The sequence below is a fragment of the Banduia mediterranea genome (assembly GCF_031846245.1).
GTDB lineage: Bacteria > Pseudomonadota > Gammaproteobacteria > Nevskiales > Nevskiaceae > Banduia > Banduia mediterranea.
The window spans coordinates 273416-294287 of the sequence record NZ_JAVRIC010000001.1; the positions used below are offsets into that span (position 1 = coordinate 273416).

At 63.9% G+C, this 20872-nt stretch carries 18 protein-coding genes and 1 tRNA gene; 12 read left to right on the plus strand and 7 right to left on the minus strand.

Features of this window, described 5'->3' with window-relative positions; genetic code table 11:
- The first annotated feature begins 138 nt into the window (after positions 1 to 138).
- From RM530_RS01355 to RM530_RS01375, 5 genes are all read left to right on the plus strand, one after another.
- Positions 139 to 2544, plus strand: a complete 2406-nt coding sequence (locus tag RM530_RS01355) for a DNA topoisomerase I (protein WP_311363405.1) — start codon at positions 139 to 141, stop codon at positions 2542 to 2544.
- Positions 2545 to 2707: 163 nt separating this feature from the next.
- Positions 2708 to 3253: an L-threonylcarbamoyladenylate synthase type 1 TsaC gene (tsaC, locus tag RM530_RS01360; protein ID WP_349256146.1), complete on the plus strand. Its 546-nt coding sequence runs from the start codon at positions 2708 to 2710 to the stop codon at positions 3251 to 3253.
- 20 nt (positions 3254 to 3273) lie between these two features.
- Positions 3274 to 4185, plus strand: coding sequence for an oxygen-dependent coproporphyrinogen oxidase (gene hemF, locus RM530_RS01365; RefSeq protein ID WP_311363407.1), 912 nt, complete (start codon positions 3274 to 3276; stop codon positions 4183 to 4185).
- An 86-nt stretch (positions 4186 to 4271) separates the two neighbouring features.
- Positions 4272 to 5207, plus strand: coding sequence for a hydrogen peroxide-inducible genes activator (locus RM530_RS01370; protein ID WP_311363408.1), 936 nt, complete (start codon positions 4272 to 4274; stop codon positions 5205 to 5207).
- Positions 5208 to 5251: 44 nt separating this feature from the next.
- On the plus strand, positions 5252 to 5668 hold the full coding sequence (locus RM530_RS01375) for a DUF1499 domain-containing protein (RefSeq protein ID WP_311363409.1): 417 nt from the start codon (positions 5252 to 5254) through the stop codon (positions 5666 to 5668).
- Positions 5669 to 5688: 20 nt separating this feature from the next.
- On the opposite strand, the gene RM530_RS01380 is transcribed toward RM530_RS01375, so the two are convergent.
- Positions 5689 to 7035 (minus strand): peptidoglycan-binding domain-containing protein, encoded by a 1347-nt coding sequence (locus RM530_RS01380; RefSeq protein WP_311363410.1) that lies wholly within the window; start codon positions 7033 to 7035, stop codon positions 5689 to 5691.
- A gap of 268 nt (positions 7036 to 7303) precedes the next feature.
- Between RM530_RS01380 and RM530_RS01385 the strand changes: the two genes are divergently transcribed.
- A complete protein-coding gene (locus RM530_RS01385; RefSeq protein ID WP_311363411.1) occupies positions 7304 to 7639 on the plus strand; it encodes a hypothetical protein in 336 nt (111 codons plus the stop codon).
- Positions 7640 to 7779: 140 nt separating this feature from the next.
- Here the strand turns inward: RM530_RS01385 and speE are convergent, their stop codons facing one another.
- The gene (speE, locus tag RM530_RS01390) at positions 7780 to 8637 is read right to left on the minus strand and encodes a polyamine aminopropyltransferase (protein ID WP_311363412.1); all 858 of its coding nucleotides are present in this window, start codon (positions 8635 to 8637) and stop codon (positions 7780 to 7782) included.
- 83 nt (positions 8638 to 8720) lie between these two features.
- Between speE and speA the strand changes: the two genes are divergently transcribed.
- The 5 genes from speA (at position 8721) to RM530_RS01415 (ending at position 14867) form a co-directional block, all read left to right on the plus strand.
- On the plus strand, positions 8721 to 10595 hold the full coding sequence (gene speA / locus RM530_RS01395; RefSeq protein WP_311363413.1) for a biosynthetic arginine decarboxylase: 1875 nt from the start codon (positions 8721 to 8723) through the stop codon (positions 10593 to 10595).
- Positions 10596 to 10612: 17 nt separating this feature from the next.
- Positions 10613 to 11017, plus strand: coding sequence for a hypothetical protein (locus tag RM530_RS01400; protein WP_311363414.1), 405 nt, complete (start codon positions 10613 to 10615; stop codon positions 11015 to 11017).
- 97 nt (positions 11018 to 11114) lie between these two features.
- The gene (locus RM530_RS01405) at positions 11115 to 11279 is read left to right on the plus strand and encodes a hypothetical protein (RefSeq protein WP_311363415.1); all 165 of its coding nucleotides are present in this window, start codon (positions 11115 to 11117) and stop codon (positions 11277 to 11279) included.
- Between the two features lie 210 nt (positions 11280 to 11489).
- A complete protein-coding gene (locus tag RM530_RS01410; protein WP_311363416.1) occupies positions 11490 to 13436 on the plus strand; it encodes an acyl-CoA synthetase in 1947 nt (648 codons plus the stop codon).
- A 114-nt stretch (positions 13437 to 13550) separates the two neighbouring features.
- A complete protein-coding gene (locus RM530_RS01415) occupies positions 13551 to 14867 on the plus strand; it encodes a hypothetical protein (RefSeq protein ID WP_311363417.1) in 1317 nt (438 codons plus the stop codon).
- A gap of 392 nt (positions 14868 to 15259) precedes the next feature.
- Here the strand turns inward: RM530_RS01415 and RM530_RS01420 are convergent.
- From RM530_RS01420 to RM530_RS01435, 4 genes are all read right to left on the minus strand, one after another.
- A tRNA-Gln gene (locus RM530_RS01420) sits at positions 15260 to 15333 on the minus strand.
- 60 nt (positions 15334 to 15393) lie between these two features.
- Positions 15394 to 15789, minus strand: coding sequence for a 30S ribosomal protein S9 (gene rpsI, locus RM530_RS01425; RefSeq protein WP_311363418.1), 396 nt, complete (start codon positions 15787 to 15789; stop codon positions 15394 to 15396).
- A 4-nt stretch (positions 15790 to 15793) separates the two neighbouring features.
- Positions 15794 to 16222 carry a 50S ribosomal protein L13 gene (gene rplM, locus RM530_RS01430; RefSeq protein ID WP_311363419.1) on the minus strand — a complete coding sequence of 143 codons (429 nt, stop codon included), beginning with the start codon at positions 16220 to 16222 and terminating at the stop codon, positions 15794 to 15796.
- Positions 16223 to 16345: 123 nt separating this feature from the next.
- Complete coding sequence (locus tag RM530_RS01435; RefSeq protein ID WP_311363420.1) at positions 16346 to 18514, minus strand: S9 family peptidase; 2169 nt, start codon at positions 18512 to 18514, stop codon at positions 16346 to 16348.
- Between the two features lie 326 nt (positions 18515 to 18840).
- Here RM530_RS01435 and RM530_RS01440 point away from each other — a divergent pair, with 326 nt between their 5' ends.
- Positions 18841 to 20235 carry a chloride channel protein gene (locus RM530_RS01440; RefSeq protein WP_311363421.1) on the plus strand — a complete coding sequence of 465 codons (1395 nt, stop codon included), beginning with the start codon at positions 18841 to 18843 and terminating at the stop codon, positions 20233 to 20235.
- 35 nt (positions 20236 to 20270) lie between these two features.
- On the opposite strand, the gene RM530_RS01445 is transcribed toward RM530_RS01440, so the two are convergent.
- On the minus strand, positions 20271 to 20872 hold a 602-nt coding region (locus RM530_RS01445; RefSeq protein WP_311363422.1), incomplete at its 5' end, for a transposase.

Here is a 20872-nt window from a genome sequence, read left to right on the forward strand (position 1 = left end):
CGGCTGTCCAGCAACTGTCTGGGGCCGCCGGTACCGGTCAGGCAAAGGTCCGCGCCGGGTGGCGCACTGGACAAACCCTGACCGCGGCCCGTATAAGCTCGCGCCCTAGACATTTTTTTCTACGCACCCTGCGGGCGAATGAGCAAGAACCTGGTCATCGTCGAATCGCCAGCCAAGGCGAAGACGATCAAGAAATATCTCGGCAGCGACTACGAAGTCCTGGCCTCCTACGGCCACGTGCGCGATCTCGTGCCCAAGGACGGCGCCGTCGACACCGAGCACGGCTTCGCGATGAAGTACCAGGTCATCGATCGCAACGAGAAACACGTACGCGCCATCAGTCAGGCGCTGAAGAGTGCCGACACCCTGATTCTCGCAACTGACCCTGACCGCGAAGGCGAGGCCATCGCCTGGCATCTGGTCGAGCTGTTGCATGAAAAGAAGCAGCTCAAGGACAAGCCGGTCAAACGCGTGGTGTTCTACGAGATCACCAAGCGCGAAGTGCAGAAGGCCATCGCCGAACCGCGCGAAATCGCGAGCCCCATGGTCAATGCCCAGCAGGCACGGCGCGCGCTCGACTATCTGGTGGGCTTCAATCTGTCGCCGCTGCTGTGGCGCAAGGTATCGCCCGGCCTGTCGGCCGGTCGCGTGCAAAGCCCGGCACTGCGCCTGATCTGCGAACGCGAAGAAGAGATCAAGGCCTTCATTCCGCGCGAGTACTGGACCGTGGAGGCGCGCGTCGACAAGGATGGCCAGAAGTTCTCGGCACGTCTGGTCGAATATTCGACGCGCAAGGTCGAGCAGTTCACGATCACCTCGGTGGTCGGCGCGATGGGCGCCAAGAGTGCACTGCTCAAGGCGGCCGACGGCAAGCTGCTGGTCGCCAAGGTCGACAAGAAGCAGCGGCGCCGCAATCCCTCGCCGCCGTTCACGACCTCGACCCTGCAGCAGGAGGCCAACCGCAAGCTCGGCTTCACCGCGCAGCGCACCATGCGCGCCGCGCAGCAGCTCTACGAAGGCACCGAGATCGACGGCGAGACGGTCGGCCTGATTACCTATATGCGTACCGACTCGGTGAATCTGGCCCAGGACGCCCTGCAGGAGATACGCGAGACCATCGCCGGCAAATACGGCGCCGGCTCGGTTCCGCCCGAGCCACGTCATTTCAAGGCAAAGTCCAAGAACGCGCAGGAAGCGCATGAGGCGATCCGTCCCACGGCGGCCTCGCGTCTGCCGGAGCACATCGCGCGCGCGCTGCCGCCGGATCAGGCCCGTCTCTATGAGCTGATCTGGAAGCGTGCCGTCGCCAGCCAGATGACGCAGGCGGTGTACGACACCGTCACCGCCGAGCTGCGCGCGGGGCCGGATCATGCCTTCCGCGCCAATGGTTCGGTGTTGGTGGAGCCCGGCTTCATCGCGGTTTATACCGATGGCAAGGATCAGCCGGACGACGAGGACGACGAGAAGCGCCTGCCGGTGCTGGTCCAGGGCGAGACCGTCGAACTGATCGACGTGATCCCCGACCAGCATTTCACCGAGCCGCCACCGCGCTTCACCGAAGCGAGTCTGGTCAAGACGCTCGAGGAGTACGACATCGGCCGGCCGTCGACTTACGCCACGATCATCTCCACGCTGCAGTCGCGCGACTACGTGCGGCTCGAAGGCAAGGCCTTCACGCCGACCGACGTTGGCATGATCGTCAACCGCTTCCTGACCGAGCATTTCACGCGCTACGTGGACTACGATTTCACCGCCAAGCTCGAGGACAACCTCGACGCGGTGTCGCGCGGCGAGAAGGAATGGGTGCCGCTGCTCGAAGAGTTCTGGGGTGACTTCAAGCCCACGGTCGACCTGAAGCAGGAACTCAAGCGCCAGGACGTGGCGGAAACGCGCGAACTGGGTACCGATCCCGAATCCGGCAAGCCGGTCACGGCACGCCTGGGCCGCTATGGGCCGTTCGTGCAGATCGGCACCAAGGACGACGAGGACAAGCCGCGCTTCGCCAGCCTGCGTGCCAACCAGCGCATCGACACAATCACGCTGGATTCCGCGCTGGCCCTGTTCGAACTGCCGCGCACGCTCGGCGAGACCGCCGACGGCACCGAGGTCCAGGCCAACATCGGCCGCTTCGGCCCCTACGTGCGCATCGGCAAGACCTTCGTCTCGATGAAGAAGGACGACGATCCCTACACGATCGAACTGCCGCGCGCGCTGGAACTCTACGAAGCCAAGCTCGCCGCGCTGGAAGCGGCCACGATCAAGACCTTCGCCGCCAGCGAAGTGCGGATCATCAAGGGCCGTTTCGGACCCTACATCACCGACGGTTCGCGTCGCGGCAAGATTCCGCGTGGCGAAGAACCCGAATCGCTGAGCCTGGCGCGCTGCGAGGAACTGCTCGCCGAGCAGGCGCCGGCCAAGAAGGGCGCGAAGAAGAGCGCCAAAAAGACCGCAGCGAAGAAAGTCGCCAAGAAGGCGACGGCGAAAAAGGCACCGGCCAAGAAGCGCGCGGCCAGGAAAGCAGCTGCCAAAAAGGCGGCTGGCTGATCCGGCGCGGTTTCGGCCGCGCCACGGCAGTGGGCTGGCGGACCGAAGCGCGGTTACACTGCCTGCCGATATCCAAACCGTGTAAGGCCACCGGCTCTTGAGCGAATTCTCCGAATCCAGTGCTTCGCTCGCGGCGCGTCACTACACGCGCCAGTCGCCGCGGCTGTCGCCGCAGCGCGCCGCGCGGGTATTGCGGCGCGGCGGCGTCATCGCCTATCCAACCGAAGGCGTCTGGGGTCTGGGTTGCGACCCTGACAACGCGCTCGCATGCGAGCGCATCCTGATGATCAAGAACCGGCCCTGGGAAAAGGGCCTGATCCTGGTCGCGAACGATTTCGACCAGCTGATGCCCTGGATCACCCTGCCGTCGAATTCCGCGATCCGCCGCGCCGCGACCACCTGGCCGGGTCCGGTGACCTGGCTGTTTCCCTGCGCCGATGACTGCCCGCTGTGGCTGAGCGGCGACCACGACACCATTGCCGTACGCATCAGCGACCACCCGGTCGTGCGCGCGCTGTGCCACTACTTCGGCGGCGCCATCGTATCGACCAGCGCCAATCGTGCCGGCCGCGATCCGGCCCTGAGCGCGACGCGGGTGCGCCTGCAGCTACGCTCCGAAATCGATGGCCTGGTACCCGGCCCGCTGGGAGGTCTTGAGGGCCCCACGCCGATCCGCGACGTGCGCAGCGGATTCATGCTGCGGCGGTAAAGCCGGAGATCCAGGACCGTATGAGCGATGTGACCGACGCCCGCGCCGTCGAATCCTATCTGCGCGGACTGCAGAACCGGATCTGCCGCGAACTGGAGCGACTCGACGGCGAGGCGCGCTTCGTCGCGGACCCATGGCAACGCGAGGAAGGCGGCGGCGGCGTAAGCCGCATCCTCTCGGACGGCGCAGTGTTCGAGCGCGCCGGTGTCGGCTTTTCGGATGTATACGGCTCGCAGCTGCCGCCATCGGCCAGTGCGGCGCGCCCCGAGCTGGCCGGTCGCGGATTTCGTGCGATGGGCGTTTCGCTGGTGATCCACCCGCGCAACCCCTATGTGCCCACAGCCCATGCCAATGTGCGTTTCTTCATTGCCGAAAAGCCGGGCGAGGTCCCGGTGTGGTGGTTCGGCGGCGGCTTCGATCTGACGCCGTACTACGGCTTCGAGGACGACGTACGTCATTGGCACCGGCAGGCACAGGCCGCCTGCGCGCCGTTTGGCGAACATGTGCATCCACGGCTCAAGTCCTGGTGTGACGACTACTTCCACCTCAAGCACCGGAACGAGCCGCGCGGTGTCGGCGGCCTGTTCTTCGACGACTGGCAGGAGGGCGGATTCGATCAGGCCTTCGGCCTGATGCGCAGCGTCGGCGATCATTTCCTGCCGGCCTATGTGCCGATCGTCGAGCGCCGCAGTGCCATGCCCTATGGGCAGCGCGAACGTGAATGGCAGGCGCTGCGACGCGGCCGCTACGTGGAGTTCAACCTGGTCTGGGATCGTGGCACCTTGTTCGGTCTGCAGAGTGGCGGCCGTACCGAATCCATACTGATGTCGATGCCGCCGCAGGTGGCCTGGCGCTATCGCCACGAACCGGTCGCGGCCTCGCCCGAAGCCGAACTGCTGGAGAAGTTCCTCAAGGTTCGCGACTGGGTCTGAAGCGTATTCATCCGGCCGACAGTCGGTGTTCGATAAGGTGGAACTATCTATAAGGGCTGTTTGTATAGTTCTGATACATTGAACACATGACATTGACTGAACTTCGCTATCTGGTGAATCTCGACAAGGAACGGCACTTCGGCCGTGCCGCCGAGCGTTCATTCGTTTCGCAGCCAACCCTGTCGGTGGCCCTCAAGAAACTCGAGGACGAACTTGGCGTGATGCTGTTCGAGCGCAATCGCGGCGAGGCGCGGCCGACTCCGGTCGGCGTGCGCATCATCGGGCAGGCCAAGCGGGTGCTGGCCGAGGCCGCGCTGGTCGGAGACCTCGCCAAGGAAGGGCGTGACGAACTGGTCGGGCCCCTGCGGTTCGGCGCGATCTACACCGTAGGCCCCTATCTGCTGCCATATCTGATCCCGATCCTGCGCCGAAATGCGCCGATGATGCCCCTGGTCATCGAGGAAAACTTCACCTCGGTGCTACTGGAGCAACTGCGCAACAACGAGCTCGACGTGGCCATTCTGGCGCTGCCGATCGACCTGAACGGCCTGCAATCCTGGCCGCTGTATGACGAGGATTTCGTGGTCTTGCTGCCACCGGACCATCACTGGACCGAGGAGCACTCGATCACCGCGCGACGCATGAGCGAGGAGCCTCTGCTCCTGCTCGGGCCCGGTCACTGCTTTCGCGATCAGGTGCTAGAAGCCTGTCCCAAGTGTGTCGATGCCGATGGTGACGGCCCCAAGCCGCAGACCGGGTCGAGCCTGGAGACGATCCGACACATGGTGGCCAGCGGCCTGGGCATCACCGTTCTGCCGCAGTCATCGATCGAAAACCGACCGCAGGAGCCGAGCCTGCTGGTCGCCAAGCCGTTCGCGCCGCCGGCACCATCACGCCGCATCGCCTTGATCTGGCGCAAGACGTTTCCGAGGACCAAGGCGATCGAGGTGCTGCGTGCGGCGATACTCGAATCCCGGATGAAGGGTGTGCGGTTTGTGGAAGAACAAGGGGAGGCCGCCTGATCGTCGATCAGCGGCGAATAGTCCGCCGGAAGGGGGTAGACACCATGAAACTGTCAGGAAAACGTCCCAGGAATCTCGGCGTGCGTGAGGGTCGTCTCGCGCCATGTCCCAACAAGCCGAATTGTGTCAGCAGCCTCTCGGGTGCCGGAGAAGGCAGTTCGATCGAAGACAATCCGCAGCACGTCCATCCGTTCCGGTTCGTCGGCGATCCGCTGGCGGTGATTCCGCGCTTGCGGCAGATCGTCGAGAGCTGGCCGCGCGCCACGGTGGTCACGGCGGACGAGCGCTATCTGCACGCCGAGTTCGAATCGCGGCTCCTGGGCTTCGTCGACGATGTGGAGTTCTACGTGATGCCCGACCAAGGCACCATCCATGTGCGCTCGGCCGCGCGCCTAGGCTATTCGGATTTCGGGGTCAATCGAGCCCGCATCGAAGAGCTGCGCGAACGCTTCGAAAGCTGACCGGCGGCGAGCGGTCGCGCTCAGTTGGCGACGCCGAGCGCGCGCAGGGTATCGAGGTTCAGGTAGGCATCGACCGGCAGCTTGTGGCTACGCTGATAGGCGTTCACAGCCGCCATCGTGCGTGGGCCCACCTTGCCGTCAATCGGACCCGGATCGTGCCCGGCACTCTTGAGCGCACGCTGCAGACGCTTGATCGTGCCCGGGCTCATGTTGGTCTCGCACAATACCGGCCGCCATTCGAGCTGCGAAGCCGACACCAGTTGCTTGACCGGCAAGCTCGATGTCTGCTGCGGCACCTGCACGCGCCGCACCTGACCGGGTGAGCTGAGCTCCCGCACGGTCATCTGCGAGGTCTGCGGTGCGACGGCGACCCGCCGGACCTGTGCCGGCCGATCGATCACGCGCCGCGTCACCGTGCGGTACTCCGCAGGAATCTCGACCTGGCGGACCTCCGGCGTGCGCCGCATCACGCGCCGCGTCACCGTGCTGTACTGGGCCGGTTCCTCGACCAGGCAGTAGATCTGCCCGGTGCCATAATCCTGCCGCTCGATCGGCCCACGTCCCGGCTTCCATACCTGCCGCGCCGGCGCGATCATGATGCGTTCGTTCTGGGTTTCGTAGACCGGTTCGGTGGTCACATAGCGTGTCGAGGCCGGACGCACCAGAACCTGCTCGGTCACGGTCTTGAACGTGGCCGGAACCACTTCCAGCCGTTCGTAGGCTTCCTGCGTGGTGAAGCTGCGTGTTCCGGTGGTGTACTGCGGCGGGATCACTTCGTAGCGTTCGTACGCAGGCTGGGATACGTAGTCACGCGTCACCGTTTCGTACCGCTCCGGTGTCCGCACCAGGGCGTAGCACTCTCCGGCGCGTGCCGCCGGCAGCGGCGGAATCGATGGACTGGGGGCGACCATGCTGGCGTCGGTGTACGGCGTCACCGAGGTTTCGACATAGCGTGTCGGCTCCACCGAGGCGGTGGAATACAACACCCCCGAATCGACCGTCTGCCAGCTCGAAAAGTTGCTGGCGTCGGTGCTGGTGGCCACCGTGTTCCAGCTCGAATAGCCTCCCGTCGAAGCGGCGGCATTCACGTAGCCGCCGCCATCGAGGGCTGCGCTGCGCTGGTACATTGCCAGGCGCTCGGCCGTGCGCTGTTGTTCGATCTCCGCATTGGTCTGCTCGCGGAAGGTCGGCGTATCCAGAATCTCGGACCGCCGATTCTCGAATTCGAAGGCGGGGTTGGGGGGTGGCTGCGCGGTACGGGCCGTCGTCACATAGGGGGGCGGGATCGTGGACTCACGCAGGTAGGCACTGTCCTCGCTGAGGTAACGGTCGCTCGCACAGGCGCCCAGTGCAAGGGTCGCCAGCAAGGCGCCGCTAAGCCTTCGATCATGCAATGACATACATCTCCCTTGATCCCCATCGCGCCGGCCGGTCAACGCCCCTGCATGGTAGCGATGCCGCCCAAGTTTCGTCTAACGATGATTGCGACGTGCGCTGCCCCCGAGGAAGAAAGAGACAGTAGGGCGGGAGATGGAGGAAGGAGGTCGCGCAAATTTTTGGCGGCAATGACCCCGCACTCTAACGTGACCCACCGGACCGACTCGCCCCCCAGATTGCTTCCTTCGAGAGCGCACGTTGAACCGGCCGACAGCGATTGATCGCCATCAGGCTTTTTCGGTTCGGCATCCGCCTGGGCGTGGTCGGTCAGTGACGTCCACGGGCAGTCGGCGGCTCAAGGCCACCCGAGAGACGCTGTTCGATGCCGTGCAAGGCGAGCTGACGGCCAGCCATGTCTTCGTGCTCAGAGAACTGATGGCCCACAAGCTTTTGCGAACCGTCTTCTACATGCTCAGCCGCAACCAGCCGTACCGAAACACCGTCGTCGATTACCAAGCCCGCAGCGTCAAACGCAACGCGCCCCGTTGGATCAAGGCCCTGACTCAGTACGGCTTCATCGCCACCCAAGCCTGACCCCGCGCCGCGCTGGCCCCAGATGACCGCCGTCGGTCAGAGAGAATTATGCCCGGAAGCGGGTCGCTCGCAGCCGCGAGCGGTCCCCTCTCCCGCAAGCGCGCGAGGGTCGGTCGGCATCACGCCGCGCGTGATTCACGCTAAAGGCCCTTGAGGGCCTGTTCGACGAACGGCGGCAAGGCGAAGGCGCCACGGTGAATCGCTGCCGAGTAGTAGCGGCAGTTCAGTGCTGCAATCGCGGCTTCGTCGAGACGCTGCGCCAGGGGCTCGCCGGACTTGCAGGCCAGTGAGGCGCTCCACCAGCCGCTCGGGTAGATCGTCTGCGGGAAGTGCAGAAGCTGAGTCTGCGCAAAACCGCTGTCGCGCATGGCGCGATGCATCGCCGTGATCAGTTCGAGATGCAGCAGCGGTGATTCCGATTGATGCACCAGAATGCCGTCGGCCTTGAGCGCCTTGATGCAGTCGGCGTAGAAGCGCTTGCCGAACAGGCCTTCGGCTGGTCCGATCGGGTCGGTGGAATCGATGATCAGTACGTCGATCGATTTCGCCGGGGCGTCCTTCATCCATTGAATGCCATCGCCGAAGTACAGTTCGGCCCGCGGGTCCTCGTTGGATTCGCACAGTTCCGGGAAGTACTGTTCGGACAGACGTGTGACGCGTTCATCGATCTCCACCTGCACCGCCGATTCGACCTCGGGATGCTTGAGCACCTCACGCAAAGTGCCGCAGTCGCCGCCGCCGACGATGACCACGCGCTTGGGTGCCGGATGGCTGTTCAGCACCGGGTGCGACATCATCTCGTGGTAGAGAAAATTGTCGCGAGTGCTCACCATGGTGCAGCCGTCGATCGTCATCAGGTAACCGAAGGTTTCGGTACGGTAGATGCCGATCGTCTGATAGGGCGTGGTCTCGCTGTGTACGGGCTGGCCGAGCTTCAGCGAAAACGCGAGTCCGGTGTTGTCGTCCGACTCGGTGAACCAGGATTGATCTAGGGACATCGGCAGTTTCCAGGGCGCGGCTTTTCGAGCGCGCGAGTATAGGGGCAGCGCATGTTCACCAATATGAAGGACGCAATTCAAGCATGAGCAACTGGGCCGCGACCGACGCGCGAGCGCAATACAACATCCCGTTCTGGGGTGAAGGCTACTTCGACGTGAATGCGGTCGGGCATGCGGTGGTGCGGCCGCATCGCGACAACGGCGCCGAGGTCGATCTGTACGAACTGGCCCGCCGGCTGCCGCAGGAAGGCCTGGACCTGCCGGTACTGGTGCGCTTCAAGGACATCCTGCACGACCGCGTCGACGCCTTGGCGGACGCGTTTTCGGGCGTCATCGGGGAACTGGGTTACGGCGGGCGCTATACCGCCGTCTATCCGATCAAGGTCAATCAGCAGGCCGACGTGGTCAAGGCCATTGTGGCGCACGGCGGGGCCCGCGTCGGCCTGGAAGCCGGCAGCAAGCCGGAACTGGCCGCCGTGCTGGGGCTGGCCCCGGCCGATAGCGTCATCGTGTGCAATGGCTACAAGGACCGCTCATACATTCGGCGGGCACTGATCGGCACCAAGCTGGGTCACCGCGTCTACATCGTCGTCGAGAAACTGTCGGAACTGCCGATCGTGCTCGCCGAATCCAAGGCGCTGGGAGTCTCACCGCTGCTGGGTCTGCGCGTGCGCTTGTCCTCCAAGTTCGCCAGCACCCAGCAGAACACTGGAGGCGAGAAGTCGAAATTCGGCCTGACGCCGCCGCAGATACTGGCGGCGGTCAACATGCTGCGCGAGGCCGGACAGCTGGATACCGTGCGCATGGTCCACTTCCACCTCGGCTCTCAGGTCGCCAACGTGCAGGACATCGCGCGCGGCTTGCAGGAAGCGGCCCGTTTTTACGTGGAGTTGCGACAGCTCGGCGCGCCCGTTGACACGGTGGACGTGGGCGGCGGGCTGGGTGTGGACTACGAAGGGACCCGCTCACGCAGCCTGTGTTCGATGAACTATTCGCTGCGCGAGTACGCGCGCAATATCCTGCGCGCCTTGCAGGAAATCTGCGCCAGCACCGGCGAGCCGGAGCCGAATGTGATCTCCGAATCCGGCCGCGCGCTGACGGCGCATCACGCGGTATTGATCAGTTCCATCATCGATCAGGAAACGGTGCCGGATCATGACTTGCCAGCGCCGCCGGCCGACGCCCCGGCGATCCTGCGGGATTTCTTCGCGCTGTTCGACGAAATCGACTCACAGGGGCCGATCGAGTCGCTGCACGATGCCGCGCATTTCCTGGGCGAGGCCCAGGGCCAGTACGCGCATGGGCGTCTCGATCTCGAACAACGCGCCTATGCCGAACGGGCCTACTACGCGGTGGCGCGTGCGGCGATCCCACGGCTGGATGCCTCGATCCGTGCTCATCGTGAAACGATCGACGAGCTTCAGCTCAAATTGTCCGCGAAGTACTTCTGCAATTTCTCGCTGTTCCAGTCGCTGCCGGACGCCTGGGCGATCGAACAGGTCTTTCCGATCCTGCCGCTGCACCGTTTGGATGAAGTCCCGGCCGTGCGTGCGCGCCTGTGCGACCTCACCTGCGATTCGGACGGACAACTCGAACATTACGTCGATCGGGAAGGTGTGATGCCGACCCTGGCGATGCACAAGCTGCGTGAAGGCGAGCCCTACCTGGTCGGCTTTTTCATGGTGGGTGCCTATCAGGAAATTCTGGGCGACATGCACAACCTGTTCGGTGATACCAATGCCGTCAACGTGGTGTTGACCGACGACAGTTGGCGGCTGGAAGACGCCGAGTACGGCGATCGCACCGACGAACTGCTGCGCTATGTGCATCTGGCGCCGGAGGAGTTGGCGCAGAGTTACCGCCACAAGTTCGAGAACCTGGATATATCCGCCGAGGAAAAGACCGAATTGCTGGCGGAGCTCGACGCGGGCCTCAGCGGCTACACCTATCTGAGCTGAGAGCGCCGGGTCGAATTGTGTCGACGCCCGCCAACGAAAGCTATGGATTGCTCAGCGATGACGATGATGTGCTCCTGTTCAAGGACATTCCGGAGTCCGCCTGCCGCCATTTGCCACGCAATTTTCTGATCCATCTGGTCGCTCTGGGGGCGATCAGGACCGGTGATCTGCTGGCCTCGCCGAAGCTGGTCTTGTCGTGGTTGTTGCACGCCGCCGGTGTGCCGGCCGCCTTCAGTGCCTGGCTGGTACCGATTCGCGAGTCCGATTCGATGGCGCCGCAGATTCTGGTGGCGCATTGGATCCGCAAGGCGCCGCGTCGAATGAACTACTGGGTGTTCGGCGGTCTGGTTCAGGCGCTGGCGCTGCTCGGAATCTGGGCGGCGGTGGCGGGTTTGCCGCCGCTCGCCGCCGGTTTCTCCTGAGTCTCTTTCGAAATTCCCGAACGAGGCTGATTTTCTCACCGGCGATTTCGGCGAAAAAGAGAAGCGCGGGTGTTGCCATTGACAGCACACCCGCTCAATGAATACTGCCCTGCGCGAAGGCCTGACGCAATTCCATCGTCGTTTCCAGCAGGAGCTGGTGCCCTTGGTGGAAGCCAATCTGGGCCCGCATCTGACGCCGACGACAGACTTCGGAGTCGGGCCCGTCCTCACCCAGGCACGGAAAGGGCCGCCACGCCTATAATGCCCGCGACCAAGGCAAACATTGCCCAGAAGCCGCCAGCAAACAGGACCAATGCCACTCCGGCCGCCCGGCCTTTGGACCGCCTGATCACGTGGTCGGGATGACGTTCCACTTGGGGATCCAATCGGTCCAAGTGAGCCTGGAGATTCTTTCTTCGGAGCCCGCGACCGGTAAGACGTGCCAGCAGATAACCCATAGGGACCGTTGCCCATGACCATTCGCAGTCTCGACGACGTGCGCGCCACCGAAGCCCGCAGCCTGGTCGACCAGCCCTTGCCGGCTTCGACCTACGAACTGCTGCGCAACAGCGCCAAGGCCTACGGCGGCAAGCCGGCCCTGAGTTTCTTTCTCGAAGGCAAGCAGTACGAGCGAGCCCGCAGCTACAGCTATCGCGATCTGTTCGAGCAGGTGACGCGTTGCGCCAATCTGTTCGGCCGTCTTGGCGTGGGATCCAGCGATGTCGTCGCCTACCTGCTGCCGAACCTGCCGGAAACGCACTTCGTCCTGTGGGGTGGCGAGACCGCCGGTATCGCCTTCGCCGTCAATCCGCTGCTGGAACCGCCGCAGGTCGCCGAGCTGCTCGACGCGGCCCAGGCCAGGGTTCTGGTCACCATCGCGCCGCTGCCGGTGCCGGGCGCGGACCTGTGGGACAAGCTTCTGCCGTTCCTGCCCCGGGTCGGATCACTGCGGCATATCCTGCGCGTGGACCTGGCCGAGCATCTGGACTTCAAGCGCAAGCTCGCGCTCAAGGCGCTGCGTTTGCGAGAAAAGCTGCCCCGATCCGTCGGAGCCGCTCTAGTCCACGACTTTCACACCGAGCTGGCGCGCGAATCCGGGAACCGCCTGAACTCCTGCCGGCAGATACGAGGCGACGAGATCGCCTCGTATTTCTGCACCGGCGGCACCACCGGCAGCCCCAAGATCGCGACCCGCACCCACCGCAACGAGATCGCCGACGCCTGGGCCGCCGGCAGCGTCGTCGACGACGGTGTCGGGCTCGGCAAGGTCGTCTACTGCGGCCTGCCCCTGTTTCACGTCAACGCGACCCTGGTGACCGGCCTGCTGCCGTTCATGAAAGGGGCACATGTCGTACTCGGCTCGCCCCAAGGCTATCGTGGCGAGGGCGTGATCGAGAATTTCTGGAAGATCGTGCAGCACTATCGCGTCAATTTCTTCAGCGGCGTGCCTACGTTGTATGCCGGCTTGCTGCAGGTGCCCTTGGGCAAGGCGGACGTGTCGAGTCTTGAGTTCGGCCTGTGCGGCGCCGCGCCAATGCCGCTGGAAGTGTTCCGACGCTTCGAGCAGACCACCGGCATTCGCATCCTCGAAGGCTATGGTTTGACCGAAGGCACTTGCGTCAGTTCGGTCAATCCGCCCGAGGGCGAACGACGCATCGGCTCGATCGGCCTGCGGATTCCCCATCAGGACATGAAGGTGCTGATGCTCGATGAGGAAGGCCGCTATGTGCGTGATGCCGAGGTCGATGAGCCGGGTGCGATCGCGATCTCCGGGCCGAACGTGTTTGCCGGTTACCTCGACCCGGCCCAGAACGAGAAGCTCTGGATCGACTGCGGCGACGAGCGGCGCTGGCTCAATACCGGCGATCTCGGCCGCCAGGATGCGGACGGCTATTTCTGGCTGACGGGGCGCAAGAAGGAGCTGATCATCCGCGGCGGGCACAATATCGACCCGGCATCCATCGAGGAGCCGCTGCACCGGCATCCGCAGGTCGCGCTCGCCGCCGCGGTGGGCCGGCCCGACGCGCACGCCGGCGAGCTGCCGGTGGCCTATGTGCAGCTCAAGCCGGGCGCCTCGATCGACGAGCCGTCCCTGCTGGCCTACGCCGAGCGCGAGATCGGCGAACGCGCCGCACGTCCCAAGGCGATCCATATCATCGACCCGATGCCGCTGACGCCGGTCGGCAAGATCCACAAGCCGGCCCTGAAGCTGCGCGAAGTCGAGAACCTGGTGCGCGAGGAGCTGGCCGGCATCGCCGATTTGCAACTCGAAGGACTGCAGGTGCGGCAGGACAGCCGTCGCGGTATCGTCGCCGAGGTGCGCGCGCGCGCGCCCGCCGCGACTGCGGAAGCGCTGCGGGCGAACCTTGGCCGTTATGCCTTTGCAGTCGATCTGAACATGGAGACGGGCGCGGCCTGATGAGGCACGGCAATCGGGCCCCTTCGGCAAAGCGGGCTTTCGTGCTGGCAGGTTCGGTGCATGAGTTCAGCCACCGCTAGTCACTCTGTGCCGTCCATCCGCTGGAGCGTTTCGATGCTGGTAGAAGCCCGTCTGCTCGTCCTTGTGATGGTCGTCGGATCGCTGATGCTCGGCGCCTGTGGCGCGCAGGAAACACCGATCGATCCCGCCGAGGCGATCGAAGGCTGCTTCTGGGTGGGCCCCTATACACTCGAACGCGAGCAGACCAACACCGCGTTTCCCGACAGCGGCGCTACCTATTGGTCCGCCCGTTTCACGGTGCCGGACGGCGCGAAACTGCGGCTGCGTGGTCGTTACCCGCATGCGCGCTACATGTCGTTCGTGAGCTACAACAGTCTCAAATCGCCCACCGATTCGATCTACGATACGCAGATCTCCCCGGAGACTGACCATTTCAACCCGTTCCGTCCCGGCGTGCGCCGCGACGTGGAGTCACGCGCCTACGGGCTCGATGTGCTGCCCCAATCGCCCCCCGACGGCGCGCGCGCGGAGAACACGATCTATGCCGACCCGCGTTTCGACGGCCAGGTTTCGCTGTTCTATCGGATCTATGTGCCGGATCAGGGGCTCGACGCGACCGGTGGAACCGGGCTGCCGGATGTGGAGCTGGTTCAGGCGAACGGCTCGGTGCTGCATGGACAGCCGGCCTGCGATGCGCTGCAGGTGGATCGGCACTTGCTGGTGAGCTCGTCCGGCCGACGCTGGGTCTATACCATGGTGCGCGAACAGCCGTGGCGGGCCGAGACCTTTCCTGCGCAATCGCGGCCGGAATGGCGCGCGTTCTACAACACCTTCTACTTCCAGCGCTGTACCTATCTGGGCTGGTGCGGCGGGCAACCCGAGCGCAGCGGCGGGGTCTTCAGCAATCCCCAGAACGGTTATCTGACGCTGATGGCAAATCGGCGATTCGGGCCATTGCTGGTGCTGGAAGGGCGCATGCCGGACACGCCCCGGACCCGCAGCGGCACGAAGTTGATGCCAGCGGCGCAGTTGCGTTACTGGTCGCTGTGCACCAATGAAACCTTCACTCAAAAGGTGACCGACTGCCTCTACGACGAGCAGGTGCCTCTGGACCAGACCGACAGCTACATCATCGTCGCCTCCCGCGCGCAAGACCGCCCCGACAACGCCCGCCGCGAGTGCGGAATCGCGTGGCTGGAATGGCCTGCTGTCGGCGACGGCGCGGGGCACCCGGACGACATGCTGGTGCTGCTGCGCAACATGCTGCCGTCGCCGGACTTCGAGCATGCCGTCCAGGCCACGCGTGCGCCCGGTGACGCGCGCGAACACATGCAGGCCTATCTTCCGGAACCGCGGTACATGAACGGCAGCGAGTTCGCCCTGCTGGGCTGTGACGCTGAATCGCAGTGAACGAGGTCGCGTAGGCAGGTCCGCGGCAAAAGCCTTGGGGTCCAGTTCATCGGCCAGAGCCTGGGCGCGCGCCAGGTCGTCCAGCGTGAAGCCGATGCGCTGTTGGGTCAGCCGCCGTGCCAGCCAGCCAGCCGTGGCCGTTGCAGTAGAACTGGAGCCGGAACGGACACCACGTCGGCACCCGCAGGTAGCACAGCCCGACTTCCTCGTCCATGAAGTAGAAGTGAACAGACCACCGCCTGAAGGCGGTGGTCTGTTCACTACACGCTTTGCTGCCCGCGTGACGTCGGCTCCGGTTGGCATCTATCGGACCTGTCAGGCACAAAAAACCCCGCATTTCGCGGGGTTATGATGTGCTTCCGGTCTGACTTGGAACGCCTCGGAAGCGGTGTTGGCTGGGGGACTAGGATTCGAACCTAGATAGGCAGAGTCAGAGTCTGCAGTCCTACCATTAGACGATCCCCCAATTGGGAGTCCCAAGCGTAATGATCCGGCGGCGACGTTCAAGCCGCCGCCGGAATGGTCGTTAGCGCTTGGAGAACTGAACGCCGCGGCGGGCTTTGTGACGACCGATCTTCTTGCGCTCGACTTCGCGCGAATCGCGGGTCACCAGACCGGCGGCACGCAGCGACGGTCGCAGCGATTCGTCATATTCCATCAGGGCGCGCGTGATGCCGTGACGGATCGCGCCGGCCTGGCCGCTGGAACCACCACCGCGAACGGTGACCATGATGTCGAAACGGTCGACCGATTCGGCGATTTCCAGCGGCTGGTTCACGATCATCCGCGAGGTCTCGCGGCCACCGAAATAGACTTCCGGGGTCTTGCCGTTGATGGTGATCTGCCCGCTGCCGAGCTTGATGAAGACGCGGGCGGCGGCGGTCTTGCGACGGCCGGTGCCGTAATTCTGTGTAATAGCCATGGGGTCAGATATTCAGAGGCGTGGGCTGCTGGGCGGCATGCGGATGTTCACTACCGGCATAGACTTTGAGCTTGCGGAACTGGGCATAGCCCAAGGGGCCTTTGGGCAGCATGCCCTTGACGGCCTTTTCCAGTACGCGCTCCGGGGTCTTGTCGAGCATGTCGCGCAAGGCGGTGCTCTTGATGCCACCCGGGTGCTCGGTGTGACGGTAGTAGATCTTGTCGGTCAGCTTGCGGCCAGTCACTCGGACCTTTTCCGCGTTGATGACGACAATGTAGTCGCCCGTGTCAGCGTGCGGCGTGAACTCGGGTTTGTGCTTGCCGCGCAGGCGTCGCGCGATCTCGCTGGCAAGGCGTCCCAGGGTCTTGTCGGTGGCGTCCACCAGTACCCAGTCACGCTTCGCCGTTTCAGCGTTGGCAAAAACGGTCTTCATGTTGCTCCGCTCTAGTCGGTAGTTATAGTTCGGTAAACCATCGGCAAAGATGGCTTACGTCGAAAGGCGCGCGATTTTATGCGCATGCGCGCCTACATGCAAGGATTCACGCGTCGCCGCGCTTCATTCCGCAGATGAACCCTTGACGGTCTTCTCGAAGAATTCGTAGATCGCCTGATAGGTGTGCTTCTTCATCGCCGGAGTGGACGGATGATGCTTGCCACCCGGATAGGTCATCAGCTGAAACTGGATGCCGCGCGCCTGCAGCGACGCCATCAGCTGGGTGGAGTTGAGGAACAGGACGTTGTCGTCGGCCATTCCGTGGATCAGCAACAGCGGCGATTCGAGTCCGTCGAGCCAGTCGAATACGGCGCTCTTCTCGTAGCCTGCGGGATTGTCCTGCGGCGTGGACAGGTAGCGCTCGGTGTAATGCGTGTCGTAGAGCGTCCAGTCGGTCACCGGAGCCACGGCGACGCCACCCGCGAGTTGCGCCGAATCCTTGGCCAGCATCATCAGCGAGAGGTAGCCCCCGTAGCTCCAGCCGAACACGCCGACCCGTTTGGGATCCACGAAGTCCTGGTCGCGGAGCCAGTCGATGCCCGCGATCTGGTCACGAACTTCGTAGTCGCCGAGCTTGCGATAGATCACATCCGAAAATGCACGGCCGCGCCGCTCGGTTCCGCGATTGTCGAGCGTGAACACCAGGTAGCCGTTCTGCGCCATGAATTCCGAGAACGGGTCAACCCATTTTCGTGTCGCGCGCTGTCCGGTCGGACCACCATAAAAGTAGACGACTACCGGATAGCGCTTTTCCGGATCAAAACCTGTGGGCTTGAGCAGGCGATACCACAGTGTCTGTCCGCCTTCGGCCTTGATCTGCCCGAACTCGGGTACAACGTGCGAATCGAGATAGGGTGCGTAGGGGTGGGTGTCGTCGAGCCTGTTCTGCTCGATCCAGGCCAAGCGCTTGCCGTCCGGCGCGTGCACGCTCACCTGCGGTGGTGTCATCGGATCCGAGAACTTGTCCACGTAGAGCGTCGGCGTCTCGGCGAACTCAATTTCGTGCGTACCGTCACGGTCGGTGATGCGCCGGGGTGACGCCGGCCTCTTGCCGTGGAGTGGTACTGCGTACAACTGTCGGTCGATTACCGCATCCTTGTTGGCGTCGAAGTAGACGGTGCCGGTGGATTCATCGACGGCGAGCAGGCTGTCTACCTGCCATTGCCCCTGCGTCAGGGGTCGGATCAGCGTGCCGTCATTCGCGTACAGATAGAGATGTTTGTAGCCGGTGCGTTCGGACGCCCACACAAACTGCGCGCGTGACTCGAGGAAATGCAGATCGCGATGCAGGTTGATCCAGGTTTTCGCATGTTCGGTGACAAGCGTCTTCTGGCGGAGGCTGCCGACATCGACCCGGATCAGCGCCAGCGTCTTCTGATCCCGACTTTGCCGCTGGAAGCTCAGGGCGCTGGAGTCCGGCAGCCAGTCGACGCGAGGCAGGTAGATGTCCGTGTTCTTTCCGAGGTCGATCCAGTGCACGGCGCCCCCCTGCGGGGACACTAGCCCCAGCGACAGCAGGGCATTGTGGTCGCCAGCGGCGGGATAGCGTTGTTCGATGACTTCGGTGCGGTCGGCGTAGACCTCGAAACGCTTCACGACCGGCACGGGGGCTTCATCATATCGCTTGAAGGCGATGGCGCTGTCGTTCGGCGCCCACCAGTAGCCGCTGGACTGATCCATCTCTTCCTGGGCCACAAATTCGGCCAGGGCGTTGTGGATCGTGCCACCGCCGTCCTCGGTCAGCTGGCGTAACTCGCCGGAATTCAAATCGATGACGTGAAGATTCTGGTCGCGCACGAATGACACGTAGCGCCCCTGCGGGGAAATCTTGGGATCGATCACGCCGCCATCAGTCAGTTTGCGTGGTGTATCCGGCTGGTCGAGACGCAGCAGGTAGAGCGCGCCACCCAGCGGGAACAGCAGGGCTTGACCGTCCGGCGACCATTCGTAGTCAAGGATGCCGTGAAAGTTTGCGGTGCGGGCGCGCTCGCGCCGGGCCTTTTCCACATCCGAGAGCTTTTCATCAGGCACCAGCTTCCGGGAATCGACCAGCCGCCGCGTGCTGTTGTCGGCCAAGTTGTAGGACCAGAGGTCGAGCTGGTTCTGGTCGTCGGCCCGCCCTTTCAGAAAGCCGACACGCGAGCCGTCCGGTGCGATCTTGAGTCCGCGCGGAGCAGCGCCTTCGAGCGCGGGATCGCCATAGATACGATCAATTGTGAGCCTGTCAGCCATGGCGGGATTCGCGGTCAGTACCGAGGTCAACAGTAATAATGCGGGCACCAAGGTGCGCATTCGGGGGCCTCCGGAATCGGCGTGGGCAAGCGCCTGATTAAAGCAGATCGCGAACATGACCCGCAGGGCTCGGTGCCGCCGCTCATGTCACTGGAGTAAACTGCTTCGTAACATTCGCTCACTTACCAAGCGGCTCTGCTTGCCTCGCCGCCTTTGGCCCTGGATTGAAGTTGAAGCGCATTCGGCTCTCGAAACTTGCGCGGACAGAGTGGTTTTCGCCACAGCAGTGGACGCGACGCCTCGCATTCTGGGGCGGCGGCTTTGCCGTGGGACTCGCCGCTGTATTGATGGCTGTGGGCGCCGAATGGGCGCAGGACCTGTTTGATCGGCTGCTGGCGATCTCTCCGTTTGTTCCGCTGCTGATCACGCCGCTTGGTTTTGCCGCGGCGGCAGCCGCCACTCGCTTTTTCTTTCCCAACGCGCAGGGCAGCGGCATTCCGCAGGCCATCGTTGCGCGCGATCTCACGGACGAGACCTTGCGCGGCAAGCTGCTGTCGCCCCGTATCGCCATCGGCAAGATCCTGATGATGTGGATCGGCATTGCCTCGGGTGGTTCGATCGGGCGCGAAGGCCCCACGGTGCAGGTGGGCGCTTCGATCATGCACGCGGTCGGGCGCCTGTGGGGCCGCCAGCAAAGCGCGCTGATACTGGCCGGTTCGGCCGCCGGCGTCGCCGCCGCCTTCAACACGCCCTTGGGCGGGATCGTCTTTGCGATCGAGGAGATGAGCCGCTCACTGGAACGCGGCGTCAACGGCCTGATTCTCAGCGCCGTCATCATCGCCGGCGTGGCGTCGCTCGCCTTCATGGGGGACTACACCTACTTCGGCCAGGCACGCATCAAGCTCGAAGGCATGGAACAGTGGATTGCGATTCCGTTCTGCGGCATCGCCTGCGGACTCGCCGGGGGTATCTTCTCGCTGATCGTGGTCGCCGTACTAACCGGTCGCCTGCCACTGATTTCCACATCGATGCAGAAATACCCGATCCGATTCGCCGCGGCCTGCGGCCTGGCAGTCGCCGTAGTCGGCATCCTGTCCGGCAGCGCGACGTTCGGCACGAGCTATGACACGGCGAGGGCTCTGGTCGAAGGCACCGATAACACCTCCGCCGGCTTTGGGCTGCTCAAGCTGCTGGCCACTGCGATTTCGGCGACCAGCGGCATTCCGGGTGGCTTCTTTTCGCCGTCGCTGGCGGTGGGCGCGGGGCTTGGCGCCGACCTCGCTGCGCTGTTTCAGGACATCCCGCTGAGCGCCATCGTTCTGATGTCGATGGTCGCGTACTTTTCCGGTGTGGTGCAGGCCCCCATCACCTCGTTCGTGATCGTCGCGGAAATGACCGACAGCTACGGCATGACCGTGCCACTGATGATGGCTTCCATCATCGGCAGCGGCACCGCCAGGCTGATCGGCGCAAGACCGGTCTATCTCGCGCTGGCCGAGCCGGTGCGGGCGTCCATGACGAGCGCCAGCGAGGCTGCAGCCACACCTGGCAATGATGAGGACAAACCACCCCCCGAAGAGGTTCCGGCAGCACGGGTCGCGGTCGCGCAACCGGTCGAGCAGCCGGCGGCCTTCGACGACCTTCACGAAGACGAGGAAGACGAGGCCGAACGTCCGGCCGCGCCTACGCACAAGCCCCCTTCGGACAACGAAGACGAATAGCGGGTCTATGCTGTTTCGAGTGGAACCATCCGATTTCAAAGAGCGGTGGCAAGTCGGGCATAGGGAGGCGCAGGCAGATGTGAAAGCTTGCTGCAGGTGAGGTAGATGATGGTCATCAGATGCCAGAGCGTACGAAATCCGCGAGCCCGAGCGATGGCCGCCTGGACCTTGGAGTTGATCGATTCGGCCATGCCGTTGGACAGACCCAGTCGGGCGCTGTTGGCGATGCCGTGCAGATGGTTTCGCGCGGTCGCGCCCAATCGCTTGAAGGGCGCGAGCCGGCAACGCCGCGCCCAGGACGCCCAGCGCTTCAAGGCCGGCTCGGGATCGATGCCGTCCTTGGCCGTCTCGAAGATGGCTCGCAGGGCTTCCTTGAGCCGCCAGGCGCGCGCAGTCTTCAGATTCGAGTGCGTCAGCCAGTGCATGTCGTCGATCTGGGTCCGGCTCCAGCGGCAATGATCCTTGAGCGTGCCCCAGCGCTTGCCTTTGAGAGCGGGCTGGCTCTTGACCTCAAGGCGGCGGACCTCTTCGACCGCCTCGTTGGCCAGCTTGATGACATGAAAGCGGTCAAAGCACTGCGCCGCCTGCGGCAGGCGCTTCGCAGCCCCGGCCTGGAAGGCCTTGGACAAATCCATCG

Bases quoted from the DNA above. Each gene is read 5' to 3' on its own strand.
- RM530_RS01355 (WP_311363405.1), top strand. From the start codon at position 139: ATGAGCAAGAACCTGGTCATCGTCGAATCGCCAGCCAAGGCGAAGACG.
- hemF (WP_311363407.1), top strand. From the start codon at position 3,274: ATGAGCGATGTGACCGACGCCCGCGCCGTCGAATCCTATCTGCGCGGA.
- RM530_RS01370 (WP_311363408.1), top strand. From the start codon at position 4,272: ATGACATTGACTGAACTTCGCTATCTGGTGAATCTCGACAAGGAACGG.
- RM530_RS01375 (WP_311363409.1), top strand. From the start codon at position 5,252: ATGAAACTGTCAGGAAAACGTCCCAGGAATCTCGGCGTGCGTGAGGGT.
- speE (WP_311363412.1), bottom strand. From the start codon at position 8,637: ATGTCCCTAGATCAATCCTGGTTCACCGAGTCGGACGACAACACCGGA.
- speA (WP_311363413.1), top strand. From the start codon at position 8,721: ATGAGCAACTGGGCCGCGACCGACGCGCGAGCGCAATACAACATCCCG.
- RM530_RS01405 (WP_311363415.1), top strand. From the start codon at position 11,115: ATGAATACTGCCCTGCGCGAAGGCCTGACGCAATTCCATCGTCGTTTC.
- RM530_RS01410 (WP_311363416.1), top strand. From the start codon at position 11,490: ATGACCATTCGCAGTCTCGACGACGTGCGCGCCACCGAAGCCCGCAGC.
- RM530_RS01415 (WP_311363417.1), top strand. From the start codon at position 13,551: ATGCTGGTAGAAGCCCGTCTGCTCGTCCTTGTGATGGTCGTCGGATCG.
- rpsI (WP_311363418.1), bottom strand. From the start codon at position 15,789: ATGGCTATTACACAGAATTACGGCACCGGCCGTCGCAAGACCGCCGCC.
- rplM (WP_311363419.1), bottom strand. From the start codon at position 16,222: ATGAAGACCGTTTTTGCCAACGCTGAAACGGCGAAGCGTGACTGGGTA.
- RM530_RS01435 (WP_311363420.1), bottom strand. From the start codon at position 18,514: ATGGCTGACAGGCTCACAATTGATCGTATCTATGGCGATCCCGCGCTC.